12 protein-coding genes are annotated in these 14,565 nt (G+C 70.6%); 1 reads left to right on the top strand and 11 read right to left on the bottom strand.

All coding sequences use genetic code 11. The annotated features are described in order from the left end of the window. Positions 1-168 precede the first annotated feature (168 nt). Genes DEJ17_RS14110 through DEJ17_RS14095 form a run of 4 tightly spaced genes read right to left on the bottom strand, consistent with a single transcriptional unit; the run spans position 169 to position 4,242 of the window. Positions 169-1,239, bottom strand: a complete 1,071-nt coding sequence (locus tag DEJ17_RS14110; RefSeq protein WP_110894833.1) for an ABC transporter ATP-binding protein — start codon at positions 1,237-1,239, stop codon at positions 169-171. After that, complete coding sequence (locus DEJ17_RS14105; RefSeq protein ID WP_181421213.1) at positions 1,236-2,141, bottom strand: ABC transporter permease; 906 nt, start codon at positions 2,139-2,141, stop codon at positions 1,236-1,238. Before DEJ17_RS14105 ends, DEJ17_RS14110 begins: the two co-directional genes overlap by 4 nt. Then, the gene (locus DEJ17_RS14100) at positions 2,138-3,091 is read right to left on the bottom strand and encodes an ABC transporter permease subunit (RefSeq protein ID WP_258366822.1); all 954 of its coding nucleotides are present in this window, start codon (positions 3,089-3,091) and stop codon (positions 2,138-2,140) included. Before DEJ17_RS14100 ends, DEJ17_RS14105 begins: the two co-directional genes overlap by 4 nt. Positions 3,092-3,096: 5 nt before the next feature. Continuing rightward, positions 3,097-4,242, bottom strand: a complete 1,146-nt coding sequence (locus DEJ17_RS14095; RefSeq protein WP_110894830.1) for an ABC transporter substrate-binding protein — start codon at positions 4,240-4,242, stop codon at positions 3,097-3,099. Between the two features lie 184 nt (positions 4,243-4,426). Here DEJ17_RS14095 and DEJ17_RS14090 point away from each other — a divergent pair, with 184 nt between their 5' ends. Beyond that, positions 4,427-4,864 (top strand): YdeI/OmpD-associated family protein, encoded by a 438-nt coding sequence (locus tag DEJ17_RS14090; RefSeq protein WP_110894829.1) that lies wholly within the window; start codon positions 4,427-4,429, stop codon positions 4,862-4,864. A gap of 137 nt (positions 4,865-5,001) precedes the next feature. On the opposite strand, the gene DEJ17_RS14085 is transcribed toward DEJ17_RS14090, so the two are convergent. The 7 genes from DEJ17_RS14085 to DEJ17_RS14055 all read right to left on the bottom strand — a co-directional run bounded on the left by DEJ17_RS14085 (position 5,002) and on the right by DEJ17_RS14055 (position 14,371). Beyond that, entirely contained in the window at positions 5,002-5,865 is an 864-nt protein-coding gene (locus DEJ17_RS14085; protein WP_110894828.1) for an NAD(P)H-hydrate dehydratase, read from the bottom strand. Continuing rightward, positions 5,855-6,592, bottom strand: coding sequence for a histidine phosphatase family protein (locus tag DEJ17_RS14080; protein WP_110894827.1), 738 nt, complete (start codon positions 6,590-6,592; stop codon positions 5,855-5,857). The genes DEJ17_RS14085 and DEJ17_RS14080 overlap by 11 nt, the downstream gene beginning before the upstream one ends. A 50-nt stretch (positions 6,593-6,642) precedes the next feature. Beyond that, positions 6,643-7,602, bottom strand: coding sequence for a hypothetical protein (locus DEJ17_RS14075; protein WP_110894826.1), 960 nt, complete (start codon positions 7,600-7,602; stop codon positions 6,643-6,645). Between the two features lie 313 nt (positions 7,603-7,915). Beyond that, a complete protein-coding gene (locus DEJ17_RS14070) occupies positions 7,916-10,948 on the bottom strand; it encodes a glycoside hydrolase family 38 C-terminal domain-containing protein (RefSeq protein WP_110894825.1) in 3,033 nt (1,010 codons plus the stop codon). A gap of 107 nt (positions 10,949-11,055) precedes the next feature. After that, positions 11,056-11,949: a carbohydrate ABC transporter permease gene (locus DEJ17_RS14065; RefSeq protein ID WP_371830315.1), complete on the bottom strand. Its 894-nt coding sequence runs from the start codon at positions 11,947-11,949 to the stop codon at positions 11,056-11,058. 5 nt (positions 11,950-11,954) lie between these two features. Beyond that, positions 11,955-12,905, bottom strand: a complete 951-nt coding sequence (locus DEJ17_RS14060) for a carbohydrate ABC transporter permease (protein ID WP_110894824.1) — start codon at positions 12,903-12,905, stop codon at positions 11,955-11,957. Between the two features lie 107 nt (positions 12,906-13,012). Next, complete coding sequence (locus tag DEJ17_RS14055) at positions 13,013-14,371, bottom strand: extracellular solute-binding protein (protein ID WP_110894823.1); 1,359 nt, start codon at positions 14,369-14,371, stop codon at positions 13,013-13,015. Positions 14,372-14,565 lie beyond the last annotated feature (194 nt).

Here is a 14,565-nt window from a genome sequence, read left to right as displayed (position 1 = left end):
GACGGGCGCGAGGCGCGCTTCCAGCGCTGACCCCACCGGCCTGGAGGCGCGGTGCCAGGCCGCCACGGGCCCGCTGTCCGCCCCCCCCCCCCCGACGTTTCGGGCGCAGCGACAGTCCACGCGTCTGGTCGCGCGTGGACTGTCGCTCAGCGCGAAACGTCGCCGCGACTACGCGAGCGGGGCGACCGCCACGGGCGCGCCGAGCAGGCGCACGGCGACGGGCTCGCCGGTGGCCCGACGGTCGCCGACCCCGTGCTGGACGGTCACGACGGTGTCGTCGTCCAGGCGGACGGTGGTGCGGCGGATCGACCCGAGGAAGCTCGAGGTGACGACGGTGCCGGTGATGCCCTCGGGGGCGAAGGCGATGTCCTCCGGCCGGACGTAGGCGAGCACCGGCCCGTCCGCGATGGACTCGTCGAGCGCCGGCACCCGGAACCCGTAGACGAACACATCAGCCCCGCGCAGGTCGCCCTGCAGCCGGTTCGACTGACCGACGAAGTCCGCGGTGAAGGCCGACGACGGGGTGCGGTAGAGCTCCTCGGGCGTGCCGATCTGCTCGATGTCGCCCGCGTGCATCACGGCGATCCGATCGGAGACGGCGAGCGCTTCCTCCTGGTCGTGCGTCACGAACACCGTGGTGATGCCGAGGTCACTCTGGATGCGGCGGATCTCGTCGCGCAGCGAGACCCGGACCTTCGCGTCCAGGGCCGACAGCGGCTCGTCGAGCAGGAGCACCCGGGGGCGCGTGACCAGGGCACGGGCCAGGGCGACGCGCTGCTGCTGCCCACCGGAGAGCTGGTGCGGGTAGCGCTCGGCGAACTCGCCGAGGTGGACCATGTCGAGGGCCTCGACCACGCGGCTCCTGCGCTCGACGGCGGGGACCCGGCGCATCTCGAGGCCGAAGGCGACGTTCTGCCGGACCGTCATGTGCGGGAACAGCGAGTACTGCTGGAACACCATGCCGATGTCGCGCTTGTCGACCGGGGTGTCGGCGACGTCCTGTCCGTCGATGCGGATCGAACCGGCGTCGATCGCCTCGAGGCCCGCGAGCGCCCGGAGCGCCGTCGTCTTGCCGCAGCCGGACGGGCCGAGCAGCGAGACGAACTCCCCCGGCTCGACACGGAGGGACAGCCCCGCGAGCGCCCGGTGTGCGCCGTAGTGCTTCTCGACGGCGTGGAGTTCGACGACGGCACCGGTGGTGGCGAGGGACGCCGGGGCTGCCGGAGCGGTGACGGTCATGCGGACTCCTGGTTGCGGGGACGACGGGTGGTGCGGGTGCGGCGGACTCGGCCCGTGCGACGGGTCCCGATGCGGCCGATGAGGACGAGCAGCACGAAGCCGAACACGAGCGCGGCGACCGAGAAGATCGCGGCGACGTACGGGTCGGTCCCCTGCACGAGCACGAGCCCGGTCTGGAACGTGCTGCGGGAGAGGAACGCGGCGAGGGTGTACTCGCCGAGGACGACGGTGATCGTGAGGAAGCACGCGGCGGTGATGCCCCGGCGCAGGTTCGGCAGGAGCACACGCCAGGTGACGGTCCACCACGGGGCACCGAGCGAGCGGGCCGCCTCGGACAGGACGATCAGGTCCATCGCGGTGATGGCAGCGGCGATCGGGCGGAACGCGAACGGCAGCGTGACGATGCCGATCGCGAACGCCAGCGTCCAGGCGCCGGAGCCGAAGACCTGCGAGACGACCTGGTACACGGGGATGAACCCGACGACGAGCACCACGACCGGCACGGTGATCGGCACGATGCAGACGAACTCCAGGACGCGTCGGAGCCTCGGGTAACGGAGCGCGGTGATGATCTGGGCGGGCAGCAGCACGAGCAGCACGATCCCGACGGTGATCACGGCGATGAGCAGCGACGCCCCGAGCCCGTCGAACACCGGCTGGTAGGTGAACGCGTTGGCCGGGTCGCCGATCGCTGCCCAGTGCGCGAAGGTCAGGCCGCCGTCGGTGCCCTGCCGGAACGTGAACTGCAGCAGGGCGACCAGCGGGACGGCGAACAGCAGCCCGATCACGGTGAGCACGGTCACCGCCGCACCACGGGACGGGGCCGTGCCGAAGCGGCGGACGCGGGACGGGCCTCCGAGCCGAACCGGCTGCGCCGGGCGGACCGGTGCCGCCGCGCTCATCGCTGCCACCTGGCGGCTCGGCGCTGCAGCAGCGAGTAGGCGCCCATCACGACCGCCATCACGACGACCATGCCGAACGCGAGCACCCCGGCGACGTTCTGCAGGCCGACGAGCGTCTCGCTGGTGAGCTGCGTGCGGATCGTGAGCGGCACGATGCCGCCCTGCGAGATGAGGGCCGCAGCGGTGGCGAACGACGAGAAGCCGTTCGCGAAGAGCAGCAGGAGCGACCCCCAGAACGCCGGCGCCAGGACCGGCAACGCGATCCGGCGCCAGTACGTCGAGCGCGAGGCACCGAGGGTCGCGGCGGCCTCGCCCCACTGGGCCTTGACGCCCTCGAGTGCGGGCATGAACGTGAGGACCATGAGCGGCACCTGGAAGTAGACGTAGGGGATGACGAGCCCGGGCACGGTGTACAGGAAGGCGCCGTCCGCGTTGAGGTCGACGTGGAAGACCGTGACCAACCACGTCGTGACGAGTCCCTGCACACCGATCGTGGCGATGAACGCGAACGCGAGCATGACGCCGCCGAACTGGGCGAGGACGCTCGCCGCCGAGTCGATCATCGACCGGACCAGCCCGTCCGGCCGCAGTGCCGAGAGCGCCCAGCAGACGACCGCGCCGAGCACGGCACCGATGACCGCGGAGGCGGCGGACAGGCCGAACGACCCGCCGAACGCCCGCAGCACGGACGGGTCGGCGAAGGCCGCGAGGTTCGCGAACGTGAACGCTCCGGAGCCGTCGAAGAAGCCGCTGCCGATCGCGATCACGGCGGGGACGGCGAGGAACAGCAGGACGTAGGCGGCGAAGGGGGTCAGCCCCAGCCAGGCGAGACCGACGCGGCGCCGGACACGGGGTCCGGCGCCGCGTCGGACGGCATCGGCGGGCGCGGACGCCGGGCGCACGGTGCTCGGAGCGCTCGTCGCGGGCGCGTCTGCCGATGCGGTGGTCATGCTGCTCAGGACCCCATCGTCGAGGACCACTTGGCCTTGAGCACCGTCGCGGCGTCGGCGACCTGCGCGTCGGTCAGCTCGACGTAGTCCTTCGGCGCGCCACCGGCGGCGTCGAGGGCGTCCTGGTCGACCTTGCCGGACTTCTCCATCGCCGACAGGGTGGCGGGGAAGGCACCGGCCTGCAGGTACAGGTTCTGGGCCTCCGGGCTGGCGATGTACTCCTGCCACAGGCGGGCGGCCGCGGGGTGCGGGGCGTCCTCGGTGATGGCCTGCGAGTAGTACGAGCCGAGGGCCTGCCCCTTCGGGACGACGGTCTTCCAGTCCTTGTTGCCACTCGCGCCCGCTGCCGGGCCCCAGGCCAGGTTGTTGTACGACCACTGGATGACCACGGGGGTCTCACCCGAGGCGACCGTGGCCTGCGTCGGCAGCACGTTCTGGAAGTTGCCGGCCTTCTTGAGGTCGCCGAAGTAGTCGACGCCCTTCGTGATGTCGTCGGCCGAGCCACCGTTCTCGAGCGCCGCCAGGTAGACGGCCGAGGCGGCCTGGTTGGCCTGCGTCGGGTCACCCGCGATCGAGACCTTGCCCTTGTACTCGCTGCCGAGCAGGTCCTGCAGGTCCTTCGGGGCGTCGGAGATCTTCGACGAGTCGTACCCGATCGACATCAGGCCGGTGTAGTCACGCGTCCACGCGCCGTCCTTCTCCTTCAGGTCGGTGGGGATGTCGTCCCAGTTCGCGACCTTGTAATCGGCGAGCAGGTCGAGGTTCTCCTGCAGCACCGCGTTGCCGAGGTCGAGCACGTCGGGCGCGGTGGACTGGCCCTTCTGCGACTGCACGGCGGCGACCTCGTCGGCACTCGAGCCGTTCGGGTTCGCGGAGTTGATCTTGATGCCGTACTTCTTCGTGAAGCCGTCGATGATCTTGCCGTAGTTGGCCCACGACGGCGGCAGCGCGATGACGTTCAGCTGGCCCTCGGCCTTGGCTGCCTTGACGAGGGCGTCCATGCCGCCGGCGGTCTCGGCGCTGGTGGCGGTCTTCCAGTCGGCGTCGCCGTCGGAGCCGGCGGTCGCGGAGCTCGTCGCCGAGCATCCGGCGAGGGTGACGATCGCTGCGGCGGCCAGGGCGATGCCGGCCAGGGTGCGCTTGTGCTGCACGGGTGGGCCTTTCGGGTGGGGGAAGGTGCTGAGGTGACCGGGGGTCCGGGTTCTGGTCGATCGTGGACGCGGCCGGTTTCCGGCCCGTGCTCCGGTGGTGAACGGCGGTGGAACAGCGGGTGCGGCTGTACGATTTGCTCGTTCTGGGCGCATGGTCGCGCCCACATCAGGCCTGGAGGCACGGATGCGGTTCACGACGACGGTCCTGCAAGCACGGAAGACGGCGACCGGACTCCCCGTCCCGGAGTCCGTCATCGAGGCGCTCGGATCCGGCAAGCGCCCCGCGGTGGTCGTCACGATCAACCGGGGCTACACGTACCGGTCCACCGTCGGGGTCATGAACGAGCAGTTCCTGGTGCCGCTGTCGGCGTCGCACCGTGAGGCCGCGGGGATCGCCGCCGGGGACACCGTCGAGGTCTCGCTCGAGGTCGACACCCTGCCCCGGACCGTCGACCTGCCGGAGGACCTGGCCGCCGCGCTGCAGGAGGCCGGCGTGCGTGCGGCGTTCGACACCCTGTCGAACTCACGGCAGCGGGCGCTCGCCGACCCGGTCACGCAGGCGAAGGCGCCGGAGACCCGGGCCCGGCGGATCGAGAAGGCCGTGGAGTCCCTGCGGGGGTAGTGCTGTTCGGCGGGCGGCGGGCGACCTGGTCGTTTCGGGCGTACCCGGTCGGTTCGGGCGTACCTGGCCGGAAGTTCTTGGCAGGTACGCCCGAAAGCACCCGGTATCGCGGGCGCTCTGGGAAAGAACGGGCGCGCTCAGGCCCCGAGTTCGACCAGGACCCGCGGGATCTCGGTCACGAGTTCGCTCGCCAGGTACCCGAGCGGCCCGACCTGCACCGCGAGACGGTCCCCGGCGGCAGCGTGCACGTAGGACGCCCACGCCACGGCCTGTGCCGGATCGGCGCCGCGGGCGAGCAGGCCGGCGACCGCGCCGGACAGCACGTCGCCACTGCCGCTCGTGCCGAGACCGCCGGAGCCGGTGCCCTTGAGCCACGCCCGACCCTGCGGCGTGGCGATGGCGTCGCCGAGGGCCACGACCGCACCGAAGCGGTTCGCGATCGCCACGGCGTCGGCCACGTCGTCGTCGCTGCACTCCCGCCCGAGCAGGCGTTCGGCCTCGCCGGAGTTCGGCGTCATCACGAGCCGCCCACGGAGCGGTTCCAGGCGGTCCCGCACGTCGGCGGCCACGCCGAGGGCGAAGGCGTCGAGCACGACGGTCGTCTGCGGGCCGACGACGTCGGCGAGCCCGGCCACGAGGTCGCGCGAACCGTCCGGCTCGTCGAGCCCCGGCCCGACCAGCACGGCATCGGCGCTCGAGGCGCTGTCCGCGATGCCCTCGATCGCGCCGACGGCGATGTGCCCGTCCTGGTCCTCGTCGAGGGGTTCGACCCCGGACTCGGGCACCGCGACCGCCACCTCGTTCGCGACGCTCCGGCCGACCGCCAGCGTGAGACGACCGGCGCCGACCCGGAGTGCGGCGAGCGCGGAGAGCATCGCTGCGCCGGGGGTCCGAGCGGCGCCGCCGACGATGAGCACCTGCCCGCGGCCGTACTTGCCGGCACCGGCTTCGGGCAGTGGCCAGTCCCGCAGGAAGTTCGGGGTGACGGGTTCAGTGGACATGTTCGTCGTCCTTCCGGCCGGTGTGCTGGGTGACCTCGTCGTCGTCCAGGTGTCCGACGGAGGAGAACTCCTCGAGCACCCACGGCGATCCGGCGTCGCGACGGAGTCGGGTGAGGGAGGCGTTCGCGACGGCGTGGGTCCGGGCGAACTCCATGAGCGCCGGCTCGTCGAGGTCGAGGCACACCGCGACGGCGAGCATCACGACGGCGTCGTGCGCGGCGATCACCAGGCGCTCGGCACCGTCGACCCGCTCGACTTCGCCGAGGAGCGACCGGAGCCGGAGCATCACGTCCGCCCACGACTCCCCGCCCGCCGGCCGGTGGTAGTACTTGCCGAGCCACTGCCGGCGGCGTTCCTCGTCCGGGTACCGGTTCCGGACGCCCTGCAGGGTCAGCAGGTCGAGGACGCCGAGTTCGCGGTCACGCAGGCGCTCGTCCACCCGCTTCTCGGGTTCGGCGAGGCCGGCTGCCTCGAGCGCGATCGCGATGGTCTGCTGTGCGCGGAGGTACGGCGACACCCACAGCGCGACCGGGACGTCGTCGATCCCGCGGTCGGCGAGCTCCTGCCCGAGGGCCCGAGACTGATCGGTGCCGAGCGGGCTGAGCGGGACGTCGGCGTCCCGGAACTCGACATCGATCACGTCGTCGCCCGCTGCTTCGGCCCGAGCCGCTGCGACGTTCGCGACCGATTCGCCGTGACGGACGAGCCAGATCTCCTGCACTGCCATGCCGCCACGCTAGCGAGAGCGTGCTGTGCCGGTTCCCCGGCGCCGAACGGTCACCCCGTACGGCGCCGAGCACTCCGGACCGGGCGGACCGTACACGGGAGCCCTGCGGCGCGGAGTCGCACGGCCAGCGCATCGAGGTCGAACAGATCACGCCACTCCAGGCGGATGATCGTCCGGACACCCGGCACGGTGAGCAACCGACCGTGCCGCCGCTTCTCATCGATGAACACCTCGGTCGGGCTCCGGCCGCCCAGGTAGCGTTCCTGGGAGTACTTGGCCCGTCCGTCGATCTCGACGATGACCCCGTGGTCGGCGAACCAGAAGTCGACCGCGGAACGATGCCCGTCGACGACGAACTCCTGCTGCAGCACCGGCTCCGGCAGTCCGAGCTCCCGGAACACGACCCGTGCGACTGACTCGGCCGGCGATCCGGAGCGACCATCCGCCAGGTCGAGCACCTGCTGCGCCAGGGCTCGCGCACGGGCCTTCGGAGGAACCGCTCGTCGGAGGTCGTCGGCGTCGACGCCACGGCGCAGCGCGGCGTCCGCGATCACGACGCCCGCCCGCAGGTCGCCGGTCATGGCGACGTCGACGACGGTCCGGGGGACGGAGGTGACGGCGATCGCACCGACCGTGGCCCGCTCGCCCCGGCCGACGGGTCTCGTGTGCAGGACCAGCTCGGCGCTCCGGCCCCGGTACATCGACTCCGGCACCGTCGCGTGCACCGGGACGTCCCACCCGCCGAGCGCCGGGAGGCCGTGCAGGGCCGCCGCGGACAGGTGCGAGGCCGTCGCCCGCGTGCCGAGCCGACCGAGCCGCGCGAACACCCGGGTGACGTACCGCTGACGAGGCCCGGCGGCGTCCCACGCGGCGCCGTCGACGAAGGCGTTCGGTCCGACCCGGACCAGGCGTCCTGCCCCCTGCGTCCGGGTTCGGCGGCGCAGGGTGGTGGCGTCGAGGCCGGCCTCGTGCATGGCGGAGGCTCGGAGGATGGGCAGCGACTCGTTCATGCACGTGACGATGCCCGCTCAGCCACCCGCTCCTGGGGCCGATGTCGGGAACTGTGGACGGGCCTCCAGGCCTGGGCGGTTGTGGAGGGGAGACTTTCCTTCCCAGAACGGCCGCGATGCCAAGCGAAATCGGGCATATCTGGCCGGAAGTTCCGACCAGGTACGCCCGATTCGACCAGGTACGCCCGATCCCACCCGGCACACACCCCCACCCACACCCACCCGCGCGCACGCAACACGGCGCCGGGCGGAACGCACCCGTGTCCCGTCCGGCGCCGCGGTCTCTCCCCCGCCGAGCGCCGGGCCCGCTGCCTCAGGCCCGACGCACGCGCAGCGTCACGATCTCGAACGGGCGCAGGGTCAGCACGACCGGCTCACCGGCCGACCACGAGCGCTCCAGCGGCCGCTCGAGCAGGTCGACCTGCGACACCGACGCAGCGTCGAACCCGAAGGAGACCCCGACGTCAGCGGCCCGGCCGCCGAGCCCCTCGTACAGTCGCACGACGACGTCTCCGGAGCGGTCCTCGGCGAGCTTGACGGCCTCGACGAACACCTGCGGCGACGACACCGTGACGAGCGGCGCGACCTCGGCCGACCCGGGGACGCTCCGCACCGGCAGGTTCAGCCGGTACCCGGAGTCGGCGGCGTCGAGCACCGAGTCCCCGATCCGCAGCACCGTCCGGAACACGTGGTGCCCCTGGTCGGCGTTCGGGTCCGGGAACGTCGGCCCGCGCAGCAGCGACTCCCGCACGAGCGTGGTGATCCCGCCGTCCGGCCGGGTCTCGCGCGTGATGTCGTGGCCGTAGGTCGAGTCGTTCGCCACGGCGACGCCGAACCCGGGCTCCGCGACGTGCACCCAGCGGTGTGCCGAGGTCTCGAAGCGGGCGTGGTCCCACGAGGTGTTCTGGTGCGTCGGCCGGTCGATGTGCCCGAACTGGATCTCGCTCGAGGCCGACGACGCGAGCACGTCGATCGGGAACGCGAGCTTCAGCAGCTTCTGGTGCTCGTGCCAGTCGACCTCGGTCTCGACGGTCAGCTCCGGTTCGCCCTGCACCGCGGAGTAGCGCGTGGTGAGCGTCGACGATCCGAAGGACCGTTCCACCACGAGCTCGTCACCGTCGACCGAGACGGACGACGCCGACAGCACCGTGCCGTTGCGCTGGTACGCGCGGTCGATGTCCCACGCTTCCCACTGGTTCGGGGTGTCACGGAACACCGTGTACTCCGCGGCCGCGGCGCCGGGCGCGATCGCGTCGCGTCCGGTCGCGTGGTCGACGAACGAGACGACGTGCCCGGCAGCGTCGATGGTCGCCCTGACGACGCCGGTGTCGAGGACGAAGCGGTCGCCGTCCCGGACGGGAGGCACGGGTCGCGGCGCGTGGACGACCGAACCTGCCAGGGCGGTCGCGTCCCCTGCCGCGACCGGCGAGGCGTTGAAGCGCACGACCGACGCGGCGTCGTCGGCGCCGGCACCGGTTCCGCTCCCGCCAGCGGCGAGCGCCGTCGTCGCGCTGCCGATCAGCCCCTCGAGCACCTCGGCGACCCGGGCGTACTGCTCCTCGGCGTTCTCGTACACCCACGCGATCGAGGACCCCGGCAGGATGTCGTGGAACTGCTGGAGCAGGACGGTGTGCCAGGCCTCCTCGAGTTCGGCGTACGGGTACTCGCTGCCGAGCCGGACGGCCGCCGTCGCTGCCCAGAGCTCGGCTTCGCGGAGCAGGTGCTCGGAGCGGCGGTTGCCCTGCTTCGTGCGGATCTGTGACGTGTAGGTGCCGCGGTGGAACTCGAGGTACATCTCCCCCGACCAGACCCCGGGCGTCGGCAGCTCGGCTTCGAGCTGCTCGAACACCTGCGCCGGGGTGCCGAGCGTCACGCGCGGCGACCCGTCGAGGTCGTGCTGACGGTGTGCGGCGCCGACCATCTCGCGGGTGGGACCACCACCACCGTCCCCGAAGCCGTAGAGCAGCATCGAGGTGTTCGCGGTGCCGCGCTCCTTGTTGTTCCGTTCGCCGCGACGCAGGTCGGCCGGTGAGACGTCGGAGTTGTAGGTGTCGGCCGGGGGCAGGTGCGTCAGGATGCGCGAGCCGTCGATGCCCTCCCAGTGGAACGAGGTGTGCGGGATGACGTTCGTCTCGTTCCACGACGGCTTCTGGGTGACGAACCACCTCGACCCGGCGGCGCGGACGATCTGCGGCAGGGCGCCCGAGTAGCCGAACGAGTCGGGGAGCCAGGCCTCGGGGGTGTCGATGCCGAACTCCTCCAGGAAGAAGCGCTTGCCGGCGACGAACTGGCGGGCCAGGGCCTCTCCGCCGGGCAGGTTGGTGTCCGACTCGACCCACATCCCGCCGACCGGGATCCACCGGCCCTCGGCGACCCGCTGCTTGATGCGGGCGAACACCTCGGGGTACTCGTCGCGGATCCAGGCGTACTGCTGCGCGGACGAGCAGGCGAAGGTGAAGTCGGGGTCGCGGTCCATCAGGTCGAGCACGTTCGAGAACGTCCGCGCGCACTTGCGCTTCGTCTCGCGCACGGGCCACAGCCAGGCGGAGTCGATGTGGGCGTGCCCGACGGCGATCGCGCGGTGGGCGGCGGGGCTGGCGGGGACGGCGAGCACCGGCGCCAGGACCTGACGGGCGTCCGCGGCGGTGCCGGCGACGTCGTCCGGATCGAGTGCGTCGGCGGCGCGTTCGAGTGCCCGCAGGATGTCGGCGCCGCGGGTGCCGTCGGTGGGGAGCTCGGCCATCAGTCCGCGCAGCACCCAGAGGTCCTGCTGCAGTTCCCACACGGTGTCGTCGCGCTCGACGACCTCCAGGGCCTTCAGGCGGTAGATCGGGTCGTCGCCGGCGGTGGAGCGCGAGCCGAGCGGCGTCGCACCCTGGAACGAGTCGCCGCCGATGTCCGGGTTCGCCCCCGCCTCGATCCAGAGCTCGAAGGACTCCCCCGGGCCGACCTCGAGCGGCACGGTGTCGTTCCGCGGCTCGATCGCCTTGATCGTGGAGCCGTCGGCGCGGAACGCGAGTCCCTCGGCCTGGAACCCGGGCTGCCGCTTGGTGAAGCCCAGGTCGACCAGGAGCTCGGCGGTGGTCCCCGGCGCGGTGCCGAAGTCCGCCGGCACGGTGCCGGTCACGCGGAACCAGGTCGTGCCCCACGGTCGTCCGCCCCAGTGCGACCCCACCGTGAACGGTGTGTACGTCTCGCCCACGGCGGCGTCGAACGGCACCGGTTCACCCGGCACCTCCCACGCCTCGATCGTCACCGGCGCCGAGCGACGGAGGACGGCGGGGTCGACGCGGTCGCGCACGAGGCGGGCGATCCGGGCCTCGACGAGCGGTTCGTCCTGGTGCATGTGCTTCCTTTCTGGTTCGCGGAACACCGGTGTTCGCGGATCGAACCGCGGTTCGCGGGTGTTCGACGCGCGAACACCGGTGTCTTGCGGGTGGGGTGGGGCCGGCGTCAGCCCTTGATGCCGCCGGCGAGGGCGTTGCCGCCGCCGAGGCCTCGGGACACGATCACGTAGAGGGCGATGACGGGCACGGAGTAGACGATCGAGAACGCGGCGAGCTGGCCGTACGCCACCGCCCCGTTCTGCCCGAAGAAGTTGAAGATGCTCACCGCGGCGGGCACCTTCTCGGGCGAGAGCAGCAGGACGAACGGGACGAAGAAGTTCCCCCACGCCTGGATGAACACGAAGATGAACACGACGGCGATGCCCGGACGCATGAGCGGGATCACGATGCGGGTCAGGGTCGTGAGCATCGAGGCGCCGTCGGTCCACGCCGCTTCTTCGAGCGAGATCGGCACCGAGTCCATGAAGTTCTTCGCCATCCAGATCGCCATCGGCAGCGACGTGGCAGCGAGGAAGAAGATGCAGCCCCACACGTTGTCGATCAGGTTGAGCGACACGAACAGCGCGTAGACGGGCACCATCATCGCGGTGATCGGCAGACCGGTGCCGAACAGGATGCTGTACAGGAACGGCTTGTTGACGCGCATCTTGTACCGGGACAGCGGGTACGCGGCGAGCAGCGCGAACACCACGGTGACGACCGCGGTGCCGCCGGAGAGCAGCAGGCTGTTCGCGAGCGGGATGAACGACAGCTCGGGGGTGAGCACCTTCGCGAAGTTGTCGAGGGTGAACTGCGAGGGCAGCTTCACCGACAGCGACGCCTGGGTGTCGAACGAGGCGAGCACGAGCCAGAGCAGCGGCACCGCGAAGCACACCGCGATGACGAGCAGCACGACGTTCGACACCCACCGCATGGTGCGGCCGCGCGGTGACGTCATGTGCATCGACCCCGGTGCGGTCACCGAGCGGGTCGTGGTCTGGTCGAGGGACGGGGCTGTCATGGCCATCAGTCCACCTCCGGCTTGAGGGCCCGGATGTAGATGATCGAGAAGACCGCCCCCACCACGAGCAGGATGGTCGCGATCGCCGTCCCGAAGCCGAGCTGCGAGAACTTGAACGCCTCCTGGTACGCCAGGATCGGCAGGGTCGACGAGTTCGTGCCCGGGCCGCCGCCGGTCATCACGAAGATCAGCGTGAAGACCGACAGGGTCTGCAGCGTCGTGAGCATGAGGTTCGTCGAGATGCTCCGGCGGATCACCGGGAGCGTGATGTAGACGAGCCGCTGCCAGCCGGTGGCTCCGTCGACCTCGGCGGACTCGGTGATCTCCTCGGGGACCTCCTGCACGGCGGCCGAGTAGACGAGCATCGAGAACGCGGTGCCGCGCCAGATGTTCGCCAGGATCACGGCGAGCATCGGGTACGTGTAGAGCCAGTTCGCGCCGGTGATCCCGATCGACGCGAGGAACGTGTTGAGCGTCCCCTCGTCGTTGAAGAACGCGTACGCCGCGAAGGACGCCACGATCTCCGGCAGGACCCACGCGGCGACCACGAAGGTGCCGACGATCGCCCGGACGGCCTTGTTCGCCGAGCGCATCAGCAGGGCCAGTCCGAGGCCGAGCACGTTCTGTCCCACCACGGCCGAGGCCAGCAGGAAGACGACGGTCAGGATGACGGACTTCGGGAAGTCCGGGTCCTGGAACAGCTCGACGTAGTTCTGGAAGCCGACGAACTGCTGGTCGGCCGCGCTGGCACCGGTCAGGGCCGAGTTGGTGAACGACCCGTAGAACGACGAGATGACGGGGCCGAGCAGGAAGATGACGAGGAGGACCAGGGCGGGCAGGAGCGGGACCGCTCGTCCGACGTTCCGCAGTGGTCGCCGCTTGCGCGGCACGGGTGGATCGGTGCGCTTCGGCGCACCGGGCGCCGACAGCGTCGGCGCGAGGGGGGTGCTGGACACGATGGGTGCCTTCCGGGTGCGGAGGGGTTCCGAAGGTGGGGAAGAGCGGACGGGAGGCGCGGTGCGGGACCGCCCCGCGCCTCCAGTCCGTCAGTGGGTGACGTCCGTCAACCAGCGGAGACGGTGTTCTCCTTGCCGACCACCTGCGTGACGGCCTTGTCGTAGGCGGCAGCCGCGTCCTTCGGTGACTGCTGACCGGTCATGACCGCTTCCATCGCGACCTGGATCGCGTTGGACACCTGCGAGTAGTCACTCGTCGCCGGGCGGAAGTTGGTGTTCTCCACCAGCCCCGAGAAGAACTTGAACGTCGGGTTCGCCGCCGTGTAGGCCGGGTCGTCCGCGACGTCCTTGCGGACGGCGATCTGGCTGTTCTCGGTGTCGTACTTCAGCGAACCGTCCTTGTCGAGGAAGCTCGTGATGAAGTCGAACGCCGCCTGCGGGTTCTTGGACTTCGCGCCGACCGCCAGGGTCCAGCCGCCGGACATGGAGTTGTAGCCGGGAGCCTGCCCGTTCTGGGTCGGCATGGGTGCTTGGCCCATCACGTCGTTCCACTCGGGCCACGGCGCGGTGCCGGACTTCAGCCACGTGCCGGACTGCCACGAACCGTCCAGGTCGATCGCGAGCTTGCCCTTCGGCAGCCACGTCTGGGCGATGGTCGTACCGACGTTCGTGTCGAGCGCCTGCTGCGGTGTCGGGCCGAGGCCGCCCTGGTAGACGTCCTCCACGAACTTGAGCGAGTCCTCGAACTGCTTCGAGCCGGTGACCCACTTCTTGTTCTTGTACAGGGTGTTGCCGGAGCCGTCGGCGCCGTACAGGAGCATCTCGAAGCCCTGCATGGTCGAGGCCTCGCCCTGCGCCTTGCCCGAGTAGATGTTGAACGGGATGACGTCGGGCTGCTTGTCCTTGATGGTCTTCGCCGCCGCGAGCACGTCGTCCCACGTCTTCGGCTTCCACGGGACGTCCAGCCCGGCCTTCTTGAAGATGTCCTTGTTGTACCAGAGGGCTCGGGTGTCGGTGCCCATCGGGACGCCGTAGATCTTGCCGTCGTCACCCTGCCCGGCCTGCTTGGCGTTGTCGAAGAACTGGTCCCACTCGTCCCACTTGTCCGTGTACTTGTCGAGTGGCAGCAGGTAGCCCGCCTCGGCATCGGCCTTGACGAGGAACGTGTCCTCGTACATGACGTCCGGGGCGGTGGCCGGCGCCTTGTTCATGAGCGCGAGCTTGGTGTAGTAGTCGTTGCCCTGCGCCTGGATGGGCACGAGGGTGACCTTCTTGCCGGGGTTGTCCTTCTCGTACTGCTTCTTGACGACCTTCATCTGGGCGTCGAGCTGCTGGAAGGCACCGAACTTCTGGTACGCGATCTTGATCGTGTCGCTCGAGGCGGACCCCGAGCTCGAGCAGCCAGCCAGACCGACTGCGGCCACGGCCACAGCTGCGAGTCCGGCGATGATGCGGGTGCGTTTCATCGGTGCTCCTTTGCACGGGTGATGTCCGCGGGCACCATCGCCCGCGCGCAGGATTAGTCCACCGTATTGACTTAACCGTGTCAAGGAGTTTCTGGCGGAGGCCGCCGGCGGATTCGGGCGTACCTGGTCGAATCGGGCGTACCGGGTCGGAAGTTTCGACCAGGTACGCCCGATTCCGCTTCCCATCGCGTGCG

This window comes from Curtobacterium sp. MCSS17_011 (assembly GCF_003224275.1).
GTDB lineage: Bacteria > Actinomycetota > Actinomycetes > Actinomycetales > Microbacteriaceae > Curtobacterium.
Note: the sequence above shows the minus strand (reverse complement) of the source record. Positions and strands in the feature narration are given on the sequence as shown.

Bases quoted from the DNA above. Each gene is read 5' to 3' on its own strand.
- DEJ17_RS14085 (WP_110894828.1), bottom strand. From the start codon at position 5,865: ATGTCCACTGAACCCGTCACCCCGAACTTCCTGCGGGACTGGCCACTG.
- DEJ17_RS14075 (WP_110894826.1), bottom strand. From the start codon at position 7,602: ATGAACGAGTCGCTGCCCATCCTCCGAGCCTCCGCCATGCACGAGGCC.
- DEJ17_RS14110 (WP_110894833.1), bottom strand. From the start codon at position 1,239: ATGACCGTCACCGCTCCGGCAGCCCCGGCGTCCCTCGCCACCACCGGT.
- DEJ17_RS14105 (WP_181421213.1), bottom strand. From the start codon at position 2,141: ATGAGCGCGGCGGCACCGGTCCGCCCGGCGCAGCCGGTTCGGCTCGGA.
- DEJ17_RS14100 (WP_258366822.1), bottom strand. From the start codon at position 3,091: ATGACCACCGCATCGGCAGACGCGCCCGCGACGAGCGCTCCGAGCACC.
- DEJ17_RS14055 (WP_110894823.1), bottom strand. From the start codon at position 14,371: ATGAAACGCACCCGCATCATCGCCGGACTCGCAGCTGTGGCCGTGGCC.
- DEJ17_RS14090 (WP_110894829.1), top strand. From the start codon at position 4,427: ATGCGGTTCACGACGACGGTCCTGCAAGCACGGAAGACGGCGACCGGA.
- DEJ17_RS14065 (WP_371830315.1), bottom strand. From the start codon at position 11,949: ATGACAGCCCCGTCCCTCGACCAGACCACGACCCGCTCGGTGACCGCA.
- DEJ17_RS14070 (WP_110894825.1), bottom strand. From the start codon at position 10,948: ATGCACCAGGACGAACCGCTCGTCGAGGCCCGGATCGCCCGCCTCGTG.
- DEJ17_RS14080 (WP_110894827.1), bottom strand. From the start codon at position 6,592: ATGGCAGTGCAGGAGATCTGGCTCGTCCGTCACGGCGAATCGGTCGCG.